Consider the following 18,899-nt stretch of genomic DNA (forward strand, 5'->3'; position numbering starts at 1 on the left):
CGGCCGGCCGGACCAGGACCCTGTGGCGTCAGACCCCGGCGTACGAGTGCTTGCCGGTGATGAAGATGTTCACGCCGTAGTAGTTGAAGATGAAGCACGCGAAGGCGACCAGCGCCAGCGCGGCGGCCTTGCGGCCCTTCCAGCCGGCGGTCGCGCGGGCGTGCAGGTAGCAGGCGTACGCGACCCAGGTGATGAACGACCAGGTCTCCTTGGGGTCCCAGCCCCAGTACCGGCCCCAGGCGGCCTGCGCCCAGATCGAACCCGCGATGACGGTGAACGTGTAGAGCGGGAAGACCAGCGCGTTCATCCGGTACGCGAACTTGTCGAGCGTCGCCGCGGAAGGCAGCCGGTCCATGATGTTGGCCCAGGTGGGGTTCACCCTGCGGCCGGCGGTGAGCGCGGCTTCGTAGTAGTCGCGGAAGAGGAACAGGAACGTGCCGACCGCCGCGAGGTAGAAGACCGCGCCGGAGATGATCGCGCACGAGACGTGGATCCACAGCCAGTACGAGTGCAGCGCCGGGACCAGCTGGTCGCTGTCGGTGTAGAGCACCGCGACGGCCAGGCCCAGGTCCAGCAGCACCGAGGTGACGAGGAAGAGCCCGATCCAGCGGACCCGCTTCTTCAGCGCCAGCAGGGCCAGGTACATGCCGACCGCGACCATGCCGAACGTGGTCGAGAACTCGTACATGTTGCCCCACGGCACCCGCTGCACGGAGGCGGCGCGGCACGCGACGGCGGCCAGGTGGAACACGAAGGCGAGCACGGTCAGCGAGACCGCGATCCGCCCGTACTTGTCGCCGTCCGCGTCGGTGCCGGCGGCGCCGGGGCCGTCCGGGATGCCGCGGTCGCTCGCCGTGGAGCGGGTGACGACCTTGGGACGCTCCAGGGTGGCGGTGCCGCCACCGCGCTGGACGACCTCGATCGCGGGAGCCGCCGCGGGTGCGGTCAGCGCCGCCGCGGTGATCGCGACCCGGCTGCGGCTGCCGAACACCCACTCGGCCATGTGCGCGAGGAAGGCGAGCGTGTAGACCGTCATGGCCGAGTAGATCAGGTAGTTGCTGTAGTTCGCGAAGTTCTCATTGACCGCGGCCGCGATAGTCACGCGCGCGCTCCTTCGTCTGGCAGGAGAGGTTCTTCCGAGGGGTCTGTGGCTGTGCCGCCGCCGGGGCCGCCGGGGTCCGGTAGCTGGGGCGCTTCGGGCAGCAGCCGGTAGGCGAGGTCCCCGATCTCGTCGGCGATCTTCGCGGACTCGCTGCGGCCGAGTCCGGCCAGCTCCACGACGGTCACCCCGTCCGCACCCGGGGTGGCCCGGATCCACACCCGGCGGCGCTGGATGAACAGCGAGCCGGCCAGACCCAGGATCGCGGCGACCGCGCTGCCGAGCGCCCACCCGTTGCCGACCTGGTGGGAGACCTGGAAGCTGGCCCAGGTCTTGACGCCGTCGAAGCGGATGGAGCCGCCGCCGTCCGGCAGTTGCAGGACCTGCCCGACGGCTAGCACCTGGCGGAGCGGCTGGCCGTCGGCGGCCTTGTACTGCTTCATCTTCTTGTCGTTGAGCTGGTACACGTTCTGCGGCAGGCCGCTGTCCATGCCCAGGTCGCCGTGGTAGGCGGTCAGGATCAGCGCGGGGCGGTCGAGCGCGGGGAACACCGAGTGCGGCCCCTGGATGTTGTCGATCACCATCGTCGGGGCGAAGATCCCGCTGAACGCCAGCTGGTCCTTGCCGCCCGCCTTGTTGCGGTAGTTGTCGGTGACCTTCACGACGCCGCGCGAGGTGAGACTGCCGTCACTCGGCAGGAACGGCGTCGGCCCCTGGTAGACGACCGTGCCGCGGGCGTCCTTCACGGTGACGACCGGCGCGTAGCCGTGCCCGATCAGGTAGACCGTCTCACCGTCGATCTCCAGCGGCTTGTTCACCTCGATCGAGGACTTGACCGGCTTGCCGTCCGCGCCCTTCCAGTAGTGGATGTTGGCGCGGAACGTCCGCGGGGTGCCCTTCTGCGGGCCGGTCCGCGCGTACGTGGCCTCGAAGCTGTCCAGCGAGAAGCCGAAGGGGTCCAGGTCGTCGGCGGTGTAGAAGGTGCCGGGCTTGAAGTCGTCGTACTGCGTGAGGTTGTTGGAGAAGCCGCCGCCCTCGACGATCAGCTTGCCGCCCTCGCCCTTCCACAGCGAACCGACCGCGAAGGAGATCAGCAGCCCGAAGAGCGCCAGGTGGAACATCAGGTTGCCGGCCTCGCGCAGGAAGCCCTTCTCGGACGCGACCGCGCCGCCGACCCGGTGGGTACGGAACCGGCGCCCGCGCATCAGCTGCTGCGCGGCGTCCAGCACCTCGTCCTCACCTGCCGCGGTGCGCCAGGTCGTGTACGCCGGCAGCCGGGTCAGATTGCGCGGCGCGGCCGGCGGCCGGGAGCGGAGCTGCCCGACGAACTGCCAGCTGCGCGGCAGGATGCAGCCGGCCAGCGAGATGAACAGCAGGATGTAGATCGCCGAGAACCACGGCGAGCTGTAGACGTGGAACAGCCCGAGCGTCTCGTAGACCGGGGTGGCGTTGGGGTGCACGTCCTTCCACGCCTGCGCCTTGACCTCGTCGACGCTGGTCTGCGGGACCAGCGAGCCGGGGATCGCGGCCATGGACAGCAGGAAGAGCAGGATCAGGGCGATCCGCATCGACGTGAGCTGCCGCCACATCCAGCGCACCCAGCCGAAGCACTCGCGCAGCGTCCAGCCGACCGTGCCGCGCCAGCCTGGCCTGCGCACACCGCCGAAGGAGCCGGGCACCACCTGGCCGAGTTCCTCGACCGGCGCCGTCGACAGCTGCGCGCCCGCCGCGTCACGCTCCTCGACGTCACGCTCCTCGACCTCGCGTGCCTCGGCGTCGCGGGCGGTCTTCGGCCCGGATTCCGTACTCATGAATCAGACCCCAGGGGTGAAGTTGGTGGACCAGGTCTGCATGGAGAAGACCATGTCGTCCCATACGCCGGTGAGCAGCAGCACACCGACGACGACGAGCATGCCGCCACCGATCCGCATGACCCACACATAGTGCCGCTTGACCCAGCCGAACGCGCCCAGTACGCGGCGGAAGGCCACGGCGGCGACGATGAACGGCAGGCCGAGGCCCACGCAGTAGAAGACGGTGAGCAGCGCCCCGCGCCCCGCGCTCGCCTCGTTGAAGGCCAGCGCCTGCACGGCGCCCAGCGTCGGACCGACGCACGGCGCCCAGCCGACGCCGAAGAGCACACCGAGCAGGGGCGCGCCGACCAGCCCCATCGCGGGCTTGCGGTGGAAGCGGAGGTCGCGCTGGGTCAGACCGCCCAGTATCCCCATGAAGGCGAGGCCCATGAGGATCGTGGCGACGCCGAGCACCTGGGAAATGATCTCCTTGTGCTCCTGCAGCCGCAGCCCGAAGTAGCCGAAGAGCGCCCCGCCGGACACGAAGACCGCGGTGAAGCCGAGGACGAACAGCGACGCGCCGGCGACCATCCGGCCGCGCTTGGCCTCGGCCAGGTCGGCGCCTGACGTGCCGGTCACGTAGGAGAGGTAGCCGGGCACCAGCGGCAGGACGCACGGGGAGAAGAAGGAGACCAGGCCGCCGAGCATCGCGATCGGGATCGCGAGGAGCAGCGCCCCGGAGGAGACCGTCTCGGTCACGTCACTTCTCCGCGACGATCGGGTCGAGCGCCTGGCGCAGGCTGTCCTCGCCGACGGCCTTGAGGATCCGCACGGCGATCCGGCCGTCCCGGTCGATGATCAGGGTGTTCGGGATGCCCTGCGGGTTGAGGCTGCCCTTGGGGAACTTCAGCATGAGCTTCCCGTTGGGGTCGTAGAAGCTCGGGTACGGGATGTCGAACTGCGTCTCGAAGCCGTTCGCGTTGACCTTCGTGGCATCGCGCATGTTGATCCCGAGGAACTCGACGCCCTCGGCCTTGGTGGCGTTGGCCACCTTGACCAGGTGCGGAGCCTCGGCGCGGCAGGGGTCGCACCACGAGCCCCAGACGTTGAGGACGACGACCTTGCCCTTGTAGTCGGCCAGGTTCAACTGCTTGCCGTCGACCGACTCCCCGGAGATGGCGGGGGCGGCGAGCCGGTCGCCCTTGGCCACCCGGGAGATCTCACCCGAGCCGCCGACGAAGTTGGTACCGCTGCCGCCGGAGGACGAGCCGCTGCTGGAACAGGCCGAGAGCGCCAGCGCCAGCGCGGCGACTCCTGCCAGTGCCGCGGCACGGCGGAGCGGGCGGCGTCGGCGGGCACGCGTAGGACTCATGTGAAAAGTTTCGCATGCGTCGTCCGGCGATCTTTCGCGCCCCCGACACTGACGCCAAAAGCGGCAATTGCCCCAAGTAAGGATCAGGTAGCGGGACCGGCCGCGCCGCCCCTGACCACGCGCTGCCTACGGGGTGCCTACGTGGTGGCCGCCGTCGTCGGGGAGGCGGGGGTACCGGCCGCGCCCTCCGGCGCGAGGTACGCCTTCCAGCCGCCCGCCGGCTTCTGCCCCACGTCCAGCCGGCGCAGCTTGCCGAGCACCTTCGGGTCCTGCGCGTCGAGCCAGTCCACGTACTGCCGGAAGGAGACCAGCCGGACGTCCTTCTTCTCCTGGCCGGCGATGTGCTTGAACGCCTCCTCGACGGCGTTCATGTAGATGCCGCCGTTCCACTTCTCGAAGTGGTTGCCGATGTAGAAGGGCGCGCGGTTCGTCTCGTACGCGCGCTGGAAGCCCGCGATGTACGAGGCGGCGGCCTGCCGCTGCCAGCCCGGGTAGTTGCTCGGGTCGCTCTGGGTGGCGTTCTTCGACTGGTTCGCGAGCATGTTGTAGTCCATGGAGAGGACCTCGAAGGAGTGGCCGGGGAACGGGATGAGCTGCAGCGGCAGGTCCCAGAGCCCGCCACGCTTCTCGGGCCAGACCTGCCGGCCACCCGGCGAGCTCGCGTCGTAGCGCCAGCCGAGCTTGTGGGCGGTCGGCAGCAGGTTGTCCTGGCCGAGCAGGCACGGCGTGCGGGCGCCGACGAGCTCCTTGTCGTAGTCGAACGGCAGCGGGGCCTCGTCCTTGAGCCCGGTGTTGGTCTTCCAGTTCTTGACGAACGACTTGGCCTGGTCGATCTCGCTCTGCCACTGGGTCGGCGTCCAGTTCCCGACGGTGCCGCGGCCCGAGCAGAAGTGCCCGTTGAAGTGCGTGCCGATCTCGTGGCCCTCGGTCCAGGCCTCACGGATGTTGTCCAGCGTCATCTTGACGTGCTCGTCGGTCAGGTAGCCGATGTCCGACGCGCCCAGGTTGTTGTTCGGCGGGTCGTACAGCCGCTTCTTCGACTCGGGCAGCAGGTACAGCCCGGACAGGAAGAACGTCATCGACGCGCCGTTGTCCTTGGCGAGCTTGCGGAAGCGCGGGAACAGGCCGTTCCCGACCTCGCCCGCGCCGTCCCACGAGAAGATCACGAACTGCGGCGGCGTCTGGCCCGGCTCCATCCGCTCCGGCTTCGGCTGGCCCGGCTGGGGTCCGGTGTTCGCGGTGGAGCCGTCCCCGATCAGCTGAACCGTTTTCTCGGGCTCCTTCTGGCCGGTGGCCCCGCCCGGCTTGGTCCCGTTGCCGCCGGTCTTGCCTCCGTCGCCCCCCGAGGAGCATCCGGCCGCAGCCGCACCGACCGCGACTCCGGCAGTGGCCGTGAGCAGACTCCTACGGGTCATGGCGCGCATGTACATCCCCATTTCTCGGGCCTCATGGATGGCGATCACGAAAAAGGTGGCCACCATCCAGGACGGCTGTCACAGCCGTACGGTTACCGAAAAGTCAGAAAAATCCCACCGGTTAGCTCAATTGGCGCACGTAAGCGCCCTCAGGAACACCGGATTGACCCATTGGATCGACCCTTTCGGCCAATCCAACAGGCCGCCCCGGCGGATGACCAGGGCCGCGGCGGCGCCGGCCCGGACCTGCCTACGCCCCGAAGCCCTTCGATCCGCCCTTCACCGGCTTCGCGCCCGCCAGCAGATGCGAGGGCACCAGATCGCGGGCCGGTTCCGCGTAGCCGACCGACACGATCTTGTCGCCCTGGTATGTGAAACTCGTCACACTGGCGAGCGTGCACTGCCGCTTGCGCGGGTCGTGCCACAGCCGGTGCCGTTCGACGAAGCTGCGGGTGATCCAGATCGGCAGCTGGTGGCTGACGCAGACCGCCTCGTGGCCGCGCGCCGCGTCCCGGGCCGCGCCGAGCGCCGCCATCATCCGCACGACCTGGTCGACGTAGGGCTCGCCCCAGCTCGGCTTGAACGGGTTGGTGAGGTGCTTCCAGTTCGACGGGTTCTTCAGTGCCCCGTCGCCGACGCCGAAGGTCTTGCCCTGGAAGACGTTCTCCGCCTCGATCAGCCGCGGGTCCGAGGCGATCTCCAGCCCGTGCGGGGCCGCGATCGGCACCGCCGTCTCCTGCGCCCGCTCCAGCGGGGACGACACGACATACGTGATGTCGCGGCCCGCCAGGTGCTCGCCGACCCGGTCGGCCATCTTCCGGCCCAGCTCCGACAGGTGGTAGCCGGGCAGCCGCCCGTAGAGCACACCCGACGGGTTCTCCACCTCGCCGTGCCGCATCAGGTGGACCACGGTGATCTCTGTGTCGTCAGTCATGCCGCTCATCTTTCCGTCGTCCCCGCTCATTCCGTCGCCTCGGCCGCGGCGCGCGCCGCGGCCGGCAGCGCGGCGGCGATCCGCTCGATCGCCGCGTCGTCGTGGGCCGCCGAAACGAACCAGGACTCGAAGGCCGACGGCGGCAGGTAGACGCCGTGCGCCAGCATCGAGTGGAAGAACCCGGTGAAGCGGAACGCCTGCTGCCGCTTCGCCTCGTCGTAGTTGGTCACCTGCTCGTCGGTGAAGAACACCGAGAACATGTTCCCGGCCTTCTGCAGCCGGTGGGCGACGCCCTCCTTGGTGAGCGCCTCGCTGACCAGCGACGACACCCGCTCGGACACCGCGTCCACGGTCGCGTACACCGCGTCGTCGCAGAGCCGCAGCTGCGCCAGACCCGCCGCGGTCGCCACCGGATTACCCGACAGCGTGCCTGCCTGGTAGACCGGACCGGCCGGTGCGAGATGGCCCATGACGTCCGCGCGGCCACCGAATGCGGCGGCCGGGAAGCCGCCGCCCATGACCTTGCCGAAGGTCATCAGGTCGGGTTCGACACCGTCGAGCCCGAACCAGCCGGCCTTCGAAACACGGAAGCCCGTCATCACCTCGTCGGAGATGTAGAGCGCGCCGTTCTCCGCACAGAGGCTCTTCAGCCCGGCGTTGAAGCCCGCCGCGGGCGGCACCACACCCATGTTGCCGGGCGACGCCTCGGTGATCACACACGCGATCTCGCCGGGGTGCGCGGCGAACGCCGCCCGCACGGCCTCGAGATCGTTGTACGGCAGCACGATCGTGTCGCCGGCCTGCGCGCCCGTCACCCCGGGCGTGTCCGGCAACCCGAACGTGGCGACCCCGGAACCGGCCGCCGCCAGCAGCGCGTCCACATGACCGTGGTAGCAACCAGCGAACTTCACCACCTTGGCCCGGCCCGTGAAGCCACGCGCCAGCCTGATCGCCGACATGGTCGCCTCGGTCCCGGACGACACCAGGCGGACCTGCTCCACCGGGCCGATCCGCGCCACGATCTCCTCGCCCAGCAGCACCTCCCCCTCACCGGGGGTGCCGAAGGAGGTACCGCGCGTCACGGCCTCCTGTACGGCGCCGATCACCTCCGGGTGCGCGTGGCCGAGGATCATCGGACCCCACGAGCACACGAGGTCGACGTACTCCCTGCCGTCGGCGTCCGTGAGGTACGGACCCTTCCCGGACACCATGAACCGGGGCGTACCGCCCACCGCGCGGAAGGCGCGGACCGGGGAGTTCACACCTCCGGGCGTCACGGCGGCAGCTCGGTCGAACAGAACCTGCGAAACTGGGGCTTCGTACGGATAGCTCACAGGCACATGCTCTCAAACGCCGGGCGTTGCGCGCGCAGGTCTCGACCCGGCATCTGAGACGATGATCGGGTTGCGCGGTTGGGTCTGTGAATGGTCGGGTAGTGAAATGCAGCGCGGTGGCGAACTGGGCGAGGGAACGGGCGACCACGAGCCCCAACACGCCCGGCCCACCGGCAGGCGTCGTCGGTCCGCCGATCGCGATCGCAGAGCAGCCGCGGAGAGTGGGAGCAGGGGTGGCCGAGTGGGGGTGACCTACAAGTACTTCGGGGCACCCGATGGCGCCACAGCCGCCCGGGTCCCGATCTCCATGCGCCCCGAGGAGCTCGGCGGTGACGAGCTCGGCAACGGCATGTACACCAAGGTCAAGCCGGAGACCATGGCCGCCATGGTGCTCACCGGCATCGAGGGCATACCCCCGGCCAAGGTCCCGCCGCTGGAACTCGTCGTCCTCCACCCGGACTACGCCGTCGTCAAGCTCCCCATGAGCGTTGTGGAACCCCTCCGCAAGGCCGGCGAAGAGGAACTCGGCGCCGCCGCCTTCATCTGGTCCACCGTCCCGGACCGGCGCGGCCCCCGAGATGCCTTCGTCATCTACCAGATGCTCCATGAATGGCAGGGCTTCGCGTCCCGCTGCCATGAGGCCGGCCACCAGCTGTACTGCCTGGTCTGGCCCTGACCTGCCACGCTTCGCCCGATTTCGCCCGTACGCCCGAATGCGCACTTTCGGGGCGAATATGCCCACCTCGGCGGGATAAGGTCGACTCCCCCTGACAGGGAGTCATGATGCGGTCACACATGGTTACGATTCTGGGCGCTCTCGCCTCCGCCGCCCTGCTCATGGTGGCGGTGCCTGGTTCCGCGCAGGCTGCCACCGGCACCCTCACCATCAACGGCGTCGACCACGTCGACCCGGTGGGCTGCTTCGACCTCACTCCCCCCGACTCGTCCAATGGCGGTTCGAGTGCCACGCCGGATCCCATGCCGGTCAAGAACAACACGGACAAGGTCGTCGTGGTGTGGGACACCTGGGAGTGCAACACCGACGCGAACGATCAGGTTTCGACCATCCAGCCGGGCGCGGAAGCCTCGGTCGACGCCGATTCGAGCGTCTCGGTCGAGTGATCACGGCCGTCGGCGCGGTCGGACAAGACCGCCGGATGTGACCCTCCGATCGCGCGGACCGCTTCGACCGGGGTCCGCGCGATCGTCGTTCACCGGATCGGCGCGGGGCCGGCCGGGGTCAGCGCGGGGTCCGCACCCGGGTCGGATAGTGGTCGGCCACTACGCGCCGCATGGCCCCGATCCGGTCGGCCGCCACTTCCTTCGAGGCGAAGTAGATGTTGCCGCGCACCTCGGGGAAGCGGTGGCCGAAAGTGAGATGCCGGGAGAGTTCCGCCGGATCCTGCCAGGCGCTGAACTGAGCCGGGTTGCCCGCTTTGTACAGAGCCTCACCAATGTACAGATGCGTGTTCGTGCCACGGCATGTTTCCGCCCACCAGGAGACAAGCCGGGCGTAGTCGGCCACATCGTTCCCGATATGCCAGTAGATCATCGGCGCGATGTAGTCGATCCATCCCCGCCGCACCCAGGTACGCGTATCGGCGTAGATGCCGTCATAGGACTCGGCGGCGCCCTGGGTGTCGGAACCCTCGGGGTCCGTGGTCCGGTTGCGCCAGATCGCGAACGGGCTGACGCCGAAGCGCACCCGCCGCTCGCGCGGTGAACCGCCGCCCAGCGGGGACCGGTTCAGCTCCTCGATCCGCAGCCCGGTCTCGCGCACCAGAAGGTCGATGTTGTCGCGCCGCCAGGCGGCCCGGTCGGGGAAGTCCCCGCCGTACCGCGCGTACGCGGCGTCGTCGTCGAAGGTCTGCCCGGGGATCGGGTACGGGTAGAAGTAGTCGTCCCAGTGCAGGCCGTCCACGTCGTAGCGGGCGACGGCGTCGAGCATCGCGTCCTGGACGAAGCGGCGGACCTCGGGAAGCCCGGGGTTGTAGAAGAGCGCCTTGCCGTAGGGCACCACCCACTCGGGGTGCAGCCGCGCCGGGTGGGCGGCCGACAGCCGTGTCGGGTCAGGGTGTGTGGCGATCCGGTACGGGTTGAACCAGGCGTGCAACTCCAGCCCGCGCAGGTGCGCTTCGCGTACGGCGAAGTCCAGCGGGTCCCAGCCCGGATCGCGTCCCTGAACACCGGTGAGGCATTTCGCCCACGGCTCGTACGGCGAGGGCCACAGCGCGTCCGCCAGCCCTCTGACCTGGAGAACGACCGCGTTCAACCGGCGGGTGACCGCGATGTCCAGCAGCCCGGCCAACTCCCGCCGCTGCCCGGCAGGGGACAGCCCGGGGGACGGCCAGTCGCGGTTGAACGCGGTGGTCAGCCACATGCCGCGGAACTGCCGGCGCCCGTTCTGTGCTCCGTCGCGGCGCCCGGACGCCGCGTACGACGTCGTGCCGCCGCCGATCGTGACGGACCCGGCCGTCACCGCCCCGGCCGCGGCGGCCGTGGTCAGGGTCCTGCGGGAGATCTGGCCCATGATCGCTTTCTGCCGGACGGGTGAGCGGGAGGTCAACGCGCGGCGAGCAGGCCCCGGAGGGTGGTGAAGCCGTATTCGCGGGTCCTGATGGCGTCGATGAGGTCGGGCAGCGCGGTGGCGTCGACTGCGGAGTGATCCTCCGGCGTGGCACCGAGGTGCATCAGGACGATCGCGCCCGGCCGCAGGGCCTGCAGGGTCCGGTCGACGACCGTCGCCGTGCTCGCCCCGCCGATCGTGCCCTTCCAGCCCGCGGTGTCCACCGTCCATTTGACCGGGACGTAGCCGGCGGCGTTGACCTCGGTGATGCACGGCCGGGTGCGGAGCCCGAAGGGGAAGCGGAACAGCGCCTCGGACGGCCTGCCGATGGCCGTCTCGATCGCGTCGGCCGCCGACTGGACTTCCTCGGCCCGCCGCTGCGGGGTGATGGTGGGGAACGACGGGTGGGTCATGGAGTGGTTGCCCACCGGGTAGCGGCGCGCGATGTACCGGGCCAGCGCGGGGTTGTCCGCGGCGAAGCGTCCGGTCATGAAGAAGGTCGCCGGTACCCGCCGGTCCCGCAGCGTCTTGAGGATCATCTCGGCGCCGTCCGGGCCGGCGCCGCAGTCGAAGGTCAGCGCCGCCTTCTGATCCGTGATGGGCAGCCACTTGAAGTCCCGGCGCGCGAAGGCACCGGTGACCGCCGGACGGGGCATCCCACGGTGCGGGCCGGCGGGCGGCGCGTCGGCGCGGGCGGGGCTCCGGCTTGCGAGGCCGAGCGCGGTCGCGCCGGCCGACCGTCCCCCGTGCCGTCAACCGGTGTCGCAACCATGCCCGTTTCATCCTCGCCTCGGCCCTACGGCATATGCCTGGACCAGCAACGTAGTACGCCGTCGCACGGCAATTCGCGTCAAGGACGGGACCCTCACACGGATGGATCAGTCCGCCGTACCGGCGGCCCGGCATGCCCCGGGATGGGCCACCCCGGCGAACGACACGCGCCCCGCCTCGCGCCGTCCTGTCCACCGTGCCGGACGCTCCTACGCTGACCGCGATATGAACCAGCGCACCGCTCTCCCGAGCTCACAGCCGCCCCGGATCCTCGGCCGGGTGCTGACCACCGTCGCCGCCATGGCCGCGATCGTCGCGTCGGCCGCCGTCCCCGCGACCGGCCTGACTCCTCCCGACCGGCCCGACCGGCCCGACCGGCTCGCCGTCGTGGCCGCCGCGGCACCCGCACCGGCAGCCGTATGCCCGACAGGCACGACAGGCACGACGCCGACAGCCGCGCTGCCGTCGAACCTCCTCGGCAGGACGGTCCGCACGATGCCCACCGATCGTCAGGTGGTCGCGCTGACGTTCAACTCGGCGTGGGACGAGACGGGCCTGGACACCGTCCTGAAGGTGCTGCACGACTACCAGGCGCCGGCCACCTTCTTCCTCACCGGCCAGTTCGCCGAACTGCACCCGGCCGCGGCCCGGTCGATGGCGGCGGCCGGACACGGCATCGCCAGCCACAGCTACAGCCACCCGCACTTCGCCGACCTGACCTGCTCGGGCCGGGAGCGCGAGGTGCGCCTCGCCGACCAGGCCCTTCGCGCGGCGATCGGGACGGCGCCGCTGCCGTTCTTCCGCTTCCCCTACGGCGAGACCAACGCGCAGCAGGTCGCGGAGGTCAACGCGATGGGCTTCGCCAACATCGAGTGGACCGACGACACCAACGGCTACCTCGGCACGGCGGGCGGGATGACCGTGCAGAAGGCCGTCAACCGTGCCCTGAACTCCCTGGCGCCGGGCGAGATCATCCAGATGCACGTCGGCGACCCGAACGGCCGCGGCCCGATCCTCGACGCCCTGGCCCTCCCGCTGATCATCGACGCGGTCCGCGCCCGCGGCTACGAGATCGCCGATCTGCGCACCCTCCTCCCCACACCCGCCACACCCGCTGCGTAGCGCTCGGCAACCACCGGGGGCCCTGCCCGCGTCACCCTCGGCTTCGCACTGGACCGGCTTCCCGATCACCCGCTGCCCGAATGGACGGAGAAGGGGCTCAACGCGTTCGAGATGTTCCTGTCGTTCACGGGTGTGTCCGACCTGAGGATCGACGGATGGACGTTCGCGCCCAAGGACGTCGTCGCGCTGGAACGGAACCCGGACGGCGGAATGCGGGTGCGGATCTCCGGGCCGGGGGGAATGCGTGGCGTTCGGCGCCCGTGCGGCCGTACTGGTGAAAGCAAGGGCGTATCTGGCCTCGCGCAGCGAGTAACGTCCATCGGAAGGCATTGGCGCGGTTCGGGTGCGTCTGGCAGGACATGCGCCGGACCAGTCGCTACCGTCCAAATATGGCTACATTTCCGACATCCAGCACGATGGCGACCGGTCGTCAGCTCACCGCCCCGCCGTTCGCCCGGCCCGTGCTGGCGCTCGCCGCCGCCGCCGGATTCGCCCTGGACGCGTACTGGCGGGCCACCGCACTGCTCCGGCGCGTCCTCGCCTTCCGGCGCTGAGGCCGACGCCACGTCCGGTCCGGACCGGCAGGGCCGTCACGCCGCCGGTGCCGGGCCCCGCAGATGGTCGCTGATCCACTTCATGGAGCCCTGCCCCATGCCCCGCAGGTAGGAGAGCCCGTTGTGGCCGCCGCCCACTATGACCTGCAGGCGGGTCCTGACCGGGCCGGTCCCGTAGCCGGCGATGAACTGCTTCACCTTCGCCAGCTCCCCGCGGCTCTCCTCGGTCCCGACCTGGAACGCGAGGTACACCTCGGGCCCGTGCCGGTCGATCAGCCGCTGCGCCAGGACCTGCGGGTTGTTCGCCTGCTTCGCGTCGAGGTGACCGCGCCACAGGGACGAGTCCGGCACGATGTCGGGGCCGCTCACTATGGCCGCCTTGAACGTCTCCGGGTGCTGGAGCACGCTCTTCAGCGCGCAGAAACCGCCCGACGACGAGCCCATGAAGGCCCAGCCGTCGCGGTCCTTGAACGTACGGAAGTTCGCCCGGACCAGGTCCGGGACATCGCTCGTCATCCAGGTCCCCATCTTCTGCTGACCCGGGATGTCACTGCAGTCGTGATAGTGCGGCCCGGGATTCATCACCGGCATGACGATGATGAACGGCAGGCTGCTGCCCTGCGACGTCCACCGCGCCACGTCCTCCTGAAGGCCCAGGCTGCCGCGCGTCCAGTAGTTCTCCGGGAAGCCGTAGGCCCCGGGCAGCGCGATCAGCACCGGGAACGCGCTCTTCGCGTACTTCGGGTCGTAGTACTGCGGCGGCGCCCACACCCAGACCTTGCCCGTGAACCCGGACTTCTTCCCCCGGTACGTCGTCACACCGATCTTGGTACCGCTCGCCAGCGTCGTCCGCTGCTCCGTGAACGGTGCGTGCGTGCCGGTCAGGACCGACGCGGCCGTCCCCGCCGAACTGTGCGGGAAGTCCGGACCGCTGCCGCTGAACGGAACAGGCCGCGAACCGTAACCGGCGAAGAGGAGCAGCACCAGGACGGCGGCCGCTGCCATGGGCCAACGTTTCACGGGGTTGTCCCCCTCTTCATCCGGCCCGACAGGGCGAAGCGACGCTTACGCCTGTTGTGATTCCGGATCTCCACCCACCGTTCCGGCCCGCCGGGGTGCCGTGGATCACACCGCCGCCGTTGCCCGTAACCGGCGTGACCCTCGTCCCAATTACCGGGGAGAAGCCGGGCAACCCAGACAGCCCGAATTCCGTCTCGTCATGGCGAGAGGCTCACACGCGGGCGGAACGCTGGGCCGGGGCACTGCGCCCAAGATTGGGAATCGAGAGTTGTGATGAGCCTGACGGGGACCCCGTTCTTCCTGTGCACGATCCTCTTCGTGCTGGTCGCCCTGGCACTGCCGCTCACCCTGTGGAGCCGGCTGCGCGGACCGCGGGCGGTACGGCACGCGGCCAGATTCGGCATGCTGCTGCTCTGCCAGGTGACCTCGGTGCTCATGGTCTTCGTGATCGTGAACAACTCCAACAACCTGTACGACAATTGGGAAGACCTCCTCGGCACCGGCACCCACGTCCAGGCCACCGCCGACCTCGGTCCCGACGGAGGCGCGGCGCAGGCCAAGCGCGAGCCGAAGATCGAGCAGAAGTTCAAGCAGGCCAAGGGCCCGAACATGGACGACGTCCAGCAGGCCGACCTCAAGGGCCGGGTGTCCGGCGTCCAGGGCGAGGTCTACGTCTGGCTGCCGCCGCAGTACAACGACCCCGCCTTCAAGGACAAGCAGTTCCCGGTCGTCGAGATGCTCCCCGGCTACCCCGGCTCCGCCAAGGCCTGGTACGGCACCCTCAAGGTCCAGTCGCAGCTCAAGCCCCTGATGGCGAGCGGCAAGGTCGCCCCGTTCATCCTCATCTCACCGCGCACCACGCTGCTCGGCGGCCAGGACACCGGCTGCGCCAACATCCCCGGCAAGGTCAACGCCGACACCTGGCTGAGCGTCGACGTCCGCCGCATGGTGACCGACAACTTCCGCGTCCAGGACAACGCCGCGGGCTGGGCCGTCGTCGGATACTCCGCCGGCGCCCACTGCGCCGCGCGCCTCGCCATCGAGCACCCCGACCGGTACGCGGCCGGCGTCAGCCTGTCCGGGTACAACAACCCCGCCGCGGAGAAGGACTCCCTCACCGCCAAGGACCCGGTGCTGCGCGAGAAGGCCAACCCGCTGTTCATGCTGCAGCACGCCGCGCACCCGCCGCACACGGCGCTCTACATCTCCGGCGCCTCGGGCGACGGCTACCAGGACGGTGTGGCCCTGCGGAAGGCGGCGAAGACCCCGACGAAGGTCAAGGTCGTGCAGATCGCGGAGGGCGCCGGCGGCCACGGCACCGCCGTCTGGAAGTCCCAGGTCCCCGACGTCTTCCGCTGGCTCACCGAGCAGGGCTTCAAGGTCCGCTGACCGTCCGCCGGGGCGGCACCGTTCCCCGCCACAGCCGCGCCGCGGACAGCACCGCAGCCCCCAGCAGGATCAGATCGCGCGCCGCCAGCAGCAGCGCCGCCGGGACCGAGCCGCCGAGCAGATCCCGGAACAGGTACGGGAACACCGCCGTCGTCAGCACGCACGCGGCGAGCACCAGCCACGCCACCGGCCGCTGCGTCGTCCCCCGGTGCAGCAGGCACACCGCCGCCAGGCCCACCAGCCACACCATGTACTGCGGGCTGATCACCCGGCTCGTCACCACGAACAGCAGAACGGCCGTCAGCGCCGCGTCCGGCAGCACCCAGGCCTCCGTACGCCCCACCCGCGACCGCACCCGCCACAACAGCAGCCAGCCGAACGCGACGACCGTCAGGGCCGCACTCACCCGCGCCACCACCTGCACATACGGGCCGATGAACTCCATCGAACCGTCGCGCGGCGCCCAGTGCCCCGACCAGCCGAAGTGCCGCGCCAGATGGAACGGCAGCGCGCCGAGCGACTCCACCTCGATGCCGCGGTCCCCCTGATACGTCAGAAACGACAGCGCGCCCGGCATCGCCAGCAGGAAGACCACCGTCACCAGCACCGCCGACACCGCCGCCGCCACCCACGCGTGCCGGGTGCGCCGCCCGCGCGCCGTACCCACGAGCAGCAGCACCGGCCACACCTTCACCACCGCGCCGATCCCGACCAGCACCCCGAACACCCGGTCCGCCCACACCCGCCGCGTACCGGCCGCCAGCAGCGCCCCCACCGCGACCGCCGTCACCATCACGTCGAACCGGCTCCACGGCACCGTGCTCAGCAGCGGCAGCCCCGCCACCCACATCCAGACGCCGGCGACACTGCGCCGGCCGTCCGGGTACCGGGCCGCGTACACCAGCGCCGCCAGCACCGCCGCGTCGCACACCGCGCACAGCACGATGAACGCGTGCGAGTAGTCCAGGAACGGCACCAGCCGCGGGGCGAGAATCGGCAGCGCGGCGCCCGGCGGGTACTGCCAGGACACGTCGTCGTGCGGGAAGCTGCCCGAACTCAGCACGTCGTACCAGCCGCGGTACACCTTCGACACCGAGACGTCCGGGCCGTCCTTGCTGCTGAACGGGCCGAGCCGCAGCGCCGCGGACACCAGCACCAGCCGGGTCAGCAGCCATACGGCCACCGGCCACAGCAACCGCCGCCGCGCCGGGCGCGCCCCCGCTTCCGCCACCCGCGCCGCAGCGGCGTCCGTGCCCGTGCCGACCACTGAACTGATTCCTCCATGAACGATCCGGCCCGGCCGGAACACCCGGGCACGACGATGCTAATGAAGATCCGATCCGGACGGCGGACGCCACCGACCCGCCACTTATGCTCGATGGGCAAGCCATCCGCAGTCGAAAGGCGCCGTGACATGAGCATCCGTACCGCAGTGGTCACCGGGGCGAGCAGCGGCATCGGTGCCGCGACCGCCCGCAAGCTCGCCGCCGCCGGCTACCACGTGCTGCTCACTGCCCGCCGCGCCGACCGCCTCGAAGCGCTCGCCAAGGAGCTCACCGCCGCGGGCCACTCGGCCGCCGCGCACGCCCTGGACGTCACCGACCGCGCCGCCGTGGACGCCTTCGCCGCGTCCCTCGACCGCTGCGACGTCCTCGTCGCCAACGCGGGCGGCGCCCTCGGCGCCGACACCATCGCCACCTCGGACCCCGCCGACTGGCGCGCGATGTACGAGGTCAACGTGCTCGGCGTCCTCAACATCACCCAGGCTCTGCTCCCGACCCTCACCGCCAGTGGCGACGGCACGGTCGTCGTGCTCTCCTCCACCGCCGGCCTGGCCAGCTACGAGGGCGGCGGCGGCTACGTGGCCGCCAAGCACGGCGCGCACGTCATCGCCGAGACCCTCCGCCTCGAACTGTGCGGCGACCCGGTCCGCGTCATCGAGATCGCACCCGGCATGGTGAAGACCGACGAGTTCGCCGTCACCCGCTTCGGCGGCGACGCCGACAAGGCCGCCAAGGTCTACGCGGGCGTCGCGGAACCCCTCTCCGCCGACGACGTCGCCGACACCATCGCCTGGGCCGTCACCCGCCCCGCGCATGTCAACATCGACCTCCTCGTCGTCCGCCCCCGCGCCCAGGCCTCCAACTACAAGGTCCACCGCGAGCTCTGAGCAGGACATGCCGGTGGGGGCAGGTGATCACACCCGCCCCCACCGCCGTACCGACGTGTCTCAGCCCTTGACGCAGACGACCTGCTTCAGCTTCGCCACGACCTGGACCAGGTCCCGCTGCTGCTCGATGACCTTCTCGATCGGTTTGTACGCGCCCGGGATCTCGTCGACGACGCCGGAGTCCTTCCGGCACTCCACGCCCCGCGTCTGCTCCTCCAGGTCGCGCGTCGTGAACCGCTTCTTCGCCGCGCCCCGGCTCATCCGGCGGCCCGCGCCGTGCGAGGCGGAGTTGAACGCGTCGGCGTTGCCGAGGCCCTTCACGATGTACGAGCCGGTGCCCATCGAGCCCGGGATGATGCCGAACTCACCGGAGCCGGCCCGGATCGCGCCCTTACGGGTGACGAGCAGGTCCATGCCGTCGTAACGCTCTTCCGCCACGTAGTTGTGGTGGCAGCTGATCACGTCGTCGAAGGTCACTTTGGCCTTCTTGAACTCCTTGCGGACCACGTCCTGGAAGAGTGCCATCATGATCGCGCGGTTGCGCTTGGCGTACTCCTGCGCCCAGAAGAGGTCGCGCCGGTAGGCCGCCATCTGCGGGGTGTCGGAGATGAAGACCGCGAGGTCGCGGTCGGCCAGGTCCTGGTTGTGCGGCAGCTTCTGCGCCTCGCCGATGTGGTACTCGGCGAGCTCCTTGCCGATGTTGCGGGAGCCGGAGTGCAGCATGAGCCACACGGAGTTGTCATCGGCGATCGTTACTTCGCAGAAGTGATTGCCTCCGCCGAGCGTTCCCATCTGCTTCGTGGCCCGTTCATGACGGAATTTGACCTCTTTCGCCAGCCCGTCAAAGCCCGCCCAGAACTCGTCCCACCCCGCCGTCGGGAAGCCGTGCATACGGCGCGGGTCGACCATCTCCTGGTGCATGCCACGCCCGACCGGGATCGCCTGCTCGATCTTCGAGCGGAGCCGGGACAGATCGCCCGGCAGGTCGTTGGCCGTGAGGGAGGTCTTCACCGCGCTCATGCCGCAGCCGATGTCGACGCCGACCGCCGCGGGGCAGACCGCGCCGTGCATGGCGATGACGGAGCCGACCGTCGCGCCCTTGCCGTAGTGGACGTCCGGCATCACGGCGAGGCCCTTGATCCAGGGCAGCGACGAGACGTTGCGGAGCTGCTGCATCGCGCCGTCCTCGACGGAAGCCGGGTCGGTCCACATGCGGATCGGCACCCGGACGCCGGGCACCTCGGTGTAGGACATCTCCATCCCCCTTCTCGAACGGACAAATGGGCACAACGAAATCACGCCGTGACGACATCAATAATGTGGACGAAACGCCCGATAACCACAGGCGGCCACGCAGCCG

The 18,899-nt window shown here is 70.0% G+C and carries 18 protein-coding genes and 1 pseudogene; 7 read left to right on the forward strand and 12 right to left on the reverse strand.

Features of this window, described 5'->3' with window-relative positions:
• Nucleotides 1–28: 28 nt before the first annotated feature.
• From ccsB to hemL, 7 genes are all read right to left on the reverse strand, one after another.
• The gene (ccsB, locus tag O3W51_RS12355) at nucleotides 29–1,102 is read right to left on the reverse strand and encodes a c-type cytochrome biogenesis protein CcsB (protein ID WP_138355152.1); all 1,074 of its coding nucleotides are present in this window, start codon (nucleotides 1,100–1,102) and stop codon (nucleotides 29–31) included.
• A complete protein-coding gene (gene resB / locus O3W51_RS12360; RefSeq protein ID WP_198357097.1) occupies nucleotides 1,099–2,910 on the reverse strand; it encodes a cytochrome c biogenesis protein ResB in 1,812 nt (603 codons plus the stop codon). The genes ccsB and resB overlap by 4 nt, the downstream gene beginning before the upstream one ends.
• A 3-nt stretch (nucleotides 2,911–2,913) precedes the next feature.
• Complete coding sequence (locus O3W51_RS12365) at nucleotides 2,914–3,651, reverse strand: cytochrome c biogenesis CcdA family protein (protein ID WP_438817405.1); 738 nt, start codon at nucleotides 3,649–3,651, stop codon at nucleotides 2,914–2,916.
• Between the two features lies 1 nt (nucleotide 3,652).
• A complete protein-coding gene (locus tag O3W51_RS12370; protein ID WP_138355150.1) occupies nucleotides 3,653–4,264 on the reverse strand; it encodes a TlpA family protein disulfide reductase in 612 nt (203 codons plus the stop codon).
• A gap of 137 nt (nucleotides 4,265–4,401) precedes the next feature.
• The gene (locus O3W51_RS12375) at nucleotides 4,402–5,688 is read right to left on the reverse strand and encodes a hypothetical protein (protein ID WP_138355198.1); all 1,287 of its coding nucleotides are present in this window, start codon (nucleotides 5,686–5,688) and stop codon (nucleotides 4,402–4,404) included.
• 241 nt (nucleotides 5,689–5,929) lie between these two features.
• Nucleotides 5,930–6,613, reverse strand: a complete 684-nt coding sequence (locus O3W51_RS12380; RefSeq protein ID WP_138355149.1) for a histidine phosphatase family protein — start codon at nucleotides 6,611–6,613, stop codon at nucleotides 5,930–5,932.
• Nucleotides 6,614–6,639: 26 nt separating this feature from the next.
• Nucleotides 6,640–7,947: a glutamate-1-semialdehyde 2,1-aminomutase gene (gene hemL / locus O3W51_RS12385; RefSeq protein WP_138355148.1), complete on the reverse strand. Its 1,308-nt coding sequence runs from the start codon at nucleotides 7,945–7,947 to the stop codon at nucleotides 6,640–6,642.
• Between the two features lie 106 nt (nucleotides 7,948–8,053).
• On the opposite strand from hemL, the gene O3W51_RS12390 reads away from it, so the two are divergent.
• Together O3W51_RS12390 and O3W51_RS12395 are read left to right on the forward strand one after the other, a co-directional pair.
• Nucleotides 8,054–8,623, forward strand: coding sequence for a hypothetical protein (locus tag O3W51_RS12390; protein WP_187144975.1), 570 nt, complete (start codon nucleotides 8,054–8,056; stop codon nucleotides 8,621–8,623).
• 119 nt (nucleotides 8,624–8,742) lie between these two features.
• The gene (locus O3W51_RS12395; protein ID WP_138355147.1) at nucleotides 8,743–9,069 is read left to right on the forward strand and encodes a hypothetical protein; all 327 of its coding nucleotides are present in this window, start codon (nucleotides 8,743–8,745) and stop codon (nucleotides 9,067–9,069) included.
• A gap of 118 nt (nucleotides 9,070–9,187) precedes the next feature.
• On the opposite strand, the gene O3W51_RS12400 is transcribed toward O3W51_RS12395, so the two are convergent.
• Entirely contained in the window at nucleotides 9,188–10,477 is a 1,290-nt protein-coding gene (locus O3W51_RS12400) for a glycoside hydrolase family 10 protein (RefSeq protein ID WP_138355146.1), read from the reverse strand.
• Between the two features lie 32 nt (nucleotides 10,478–10,509).
• Nucleotides 10,510–11,169, reverse strand: a complete 660-nt coding sequence (locus O3W51_RS12405; protein WP_138355145.1) for a polysaccharide deacetylase family protein — start codon at nucleotides 11,167–11,169, stop codon at nucleotides 10,510–10,512.
• Between the two features lie 340 nt (nucleotides 11,170–11,509).
• On the opposite strand from O3W51_RS12405, the gene O3W51_RS12410 reads away from it, so the two are divergent.
• From O3W51_RS12410 to O3W51_RS12415, 3 genes and pseudogenes are all read left to right on the forward strand, one after another.
• On the forward strand, nucleotides 11,510–12,406 hold the full coding sequence (locus tag O3W51_RS12410; RefSeq protein ID WP_244809343.1) for a polysaccharide deacetylase family protein: 897 nt from the start codon (nucleotides 11,510–11,512) through the stop codon (nucleotides 12,404–12,406).
• Between the two features lie 36 nt (nucleotides 12,407–12,442).
• Nucleotides 12,443–12,640, forward strand: a pseudogene (locus O3W51_RS48445) (hypothetical protein); the annotation flags it as partial.
• Between the two features lie 155 nt (nucleotides 12,641–12,795).
• Nucleotides 12,796–12,960, forward strand: coding sequence for a hypothetical protein (locus O3W51_RS12415; RefSeq protein WP_232484687.1), 165 nt, complete (start codon nucleotides 12,796–12,798; stop codon nucleotides 12,958–12,960).
• Nucleotides 12,961–12,996: 36 nt separating this feature from the next.
• Here the strand turns inward: O3W51_RS12415 and O3W51_RS12420 are convergent, their stop codons facing one another.
• Complete coding sequence (locus tag O3W51_RS12420; RefSeq protein ID WP_138355144.1) at nucleotides 12,997–13,965, reverse strand: alpha/beta hydrolase; 969 nt, start codon at nucleotides 13,963–13,965, stop codon at nucleotides 12,997–12,999.
• A gap of 288 nt (nucleotides 13,966–14,253) precedes the next feature.
• Here O3W51_RS12420 and O3W51_RS12425 point away from each other — a divergent pair, with 288 nt between their 5' ends.
• Nucleotides 14,254–15,369: an alpha/beta hydrolase gene (locus O3W51_RS12425; protein ID WP_187144974.1), complete on the forward strand. Its 1,116-nt coding sequence runs from the start codon at nucleotides 14,254–14,256 to the stop codon at nucleotides 15,367–15,369.
• Here O3W51_RS12425 and O3W51_RS12430 read toward each other — a convergent pair.
• Complete coding sequence (locus O3W51_RS12430; RefSeq protein WP_244809342.1) at nucleotides 15,356–16,636, reverse strand: glycosyltransferase family 87 protein; 1,281 nt, start codon at nucleotides 16,634–16,636, stop codon at nucleotides 15,356–15,358. The two genes, O3W51_RS12425 and O3W51_RS12430, sit on opposite strands and share 14 nt — an antisense overlap.
• A gap of 147 nt (nucleotides 16,637–16,783) precedes the next feature.
• Here O3W51_RS12430 and O3W51_RS12435 point away from each other — a divergent pair, with 147 nt between their 5' ends.
• Complete coding sequence (locus tag O3W51_RS12435) at nucleotides 16,784–17,539, forward strand: SDR family NAD(P)-dependent oxidoreductase (protein ID WP_269285724.1); 756 nt, start codon at nucleotides 16,784–16,786, stop codon at nucleotides 17,537–17,539.
• A 60-nt stretch (nucleotides 17,540–17,599) separates the two neighbouring features.
• Here the strand turns inward: O3W51_RS12435 and O3W51_RS12440 are convergent, their stop codons facing one another.
• Nucleotides 17,600–18,793, reverse strand: a complete 1,194-nt coding sequence (locus tag O3W51_RS12440; protein ID WP_269285725.1) for an RtcB family protein — start codon at nucleotides 18,791–18,793, stop codon at nucleotides 17,600–17,602.
• Between the last annotated feature and the right edge of the window lie 106 nt (nucleotides 18,794–18,899).

Source organism: Streptomyces sp. H39-C1, assembly GCF_027158125.1.
GTDB classification, from domain to species: domain Bacteria; phylum Actinomycetota; class Actinomycetes; order Streptomycetales; family Streptomycetaceae; genus Actinacidiphila; species Actinacidiphila fildesensis.

Coding starts and splice junctions, on each gene's coding strand:
- resB (WP_198357097.1), bottom strand. CDS start 2,910: ATGAGTACGGAATCCGGGCCGAAGACCGCCCGCGACGCCGAGGCACGC.
- O3W51_RS12370 (WP_138355150.1), bottom strand. CDS start 4,264: ATGAGTCCTACGCGTGCCCGCCGACGCCGCCCGCTCCGCCGTGCCGCG.
- O3W51_RS12375 (WP_138355198.1), bottom strand. CDS start 5,688: ATGCGCGCCATGACCCGTAGGAGTCTGCTCACGGCCACTGCCGGAGTC.
- O3W51_RS12380 (WP_138355149.1), bottom strand. CDS start 6,613: ATGACTGACGACACAGAGATCACCGTGGTCCACCTGATGCGGCACGGC.
- O3W51_RS12390 (WP_187144975.1), top strand. CDS start 8,054: ATGCAGCGCGGTGGCGAACTGGGCGAGGGAACGGGCGACCACGAGCCC.
- O3W51_RS12395 (WP_138355147.1), top strand. CDS start 8,743: ATGGTTACGATTCTGGGCGCTCTCGCCTCCGCCGCCCTGCTCATGGTG.
- O3W51_RS12400 (WP_138355146.1), bottom strand. CDS start 10,477: ATGGGCCAGATCTCCCGCAGGACCCTGACCACGGCCGCCGCGGCCGGG.
- O3W51_RS12405 (WP_138355145.1), bottom strand. CDS start 11,169: ATGCCCCGTCCGGCGGTCACCGGTGCCTTCGCGCGCCGGGACTTCAAG.
- O3W51_RS12410 (WP_244809343.1), top strand. CDS start 11,510: ATGAACCAGCGCACCGCTCTCCCGAGCTCACAGCCGCCCCGGATCCTC.
- O3W51_RS12415 (WP_232484687.1), top strand. CDS start 12,796: ATGGCTACATTTCCGACATCCAGCACGATGGCGACCGGTCGTCAGCTC.
- O3W51_RS12420 (WP_138355144.1), bottom strand. CDS start 13,965: ATGGCAGCGGCCGCCGTCCTGGTGCTGCTCCTCTTCGCCGGTTACGGT.
- O3W51_RS12425 (WP_187144974.1), top strand. CDS start 14,254: ATGAGCCTGACGGGGACCCCGTTCTTCCTGTGCACGATCCTCTTCGTG.
- O3W51_RS12435 (WP_269285724.1), top strand. CDS start 16,784: ATGAGCATCCGTACCGCAGTGGTCACCGGGGCGAGCAGCGGCATCGGT.
- O3W51_RS12440 (WP_269285725.1), bottom strand. CDS start 18,793: ATGTCCTACACCGAGGTGCCCGGCGTCCGGGTGCCGATCCGCATGTGG.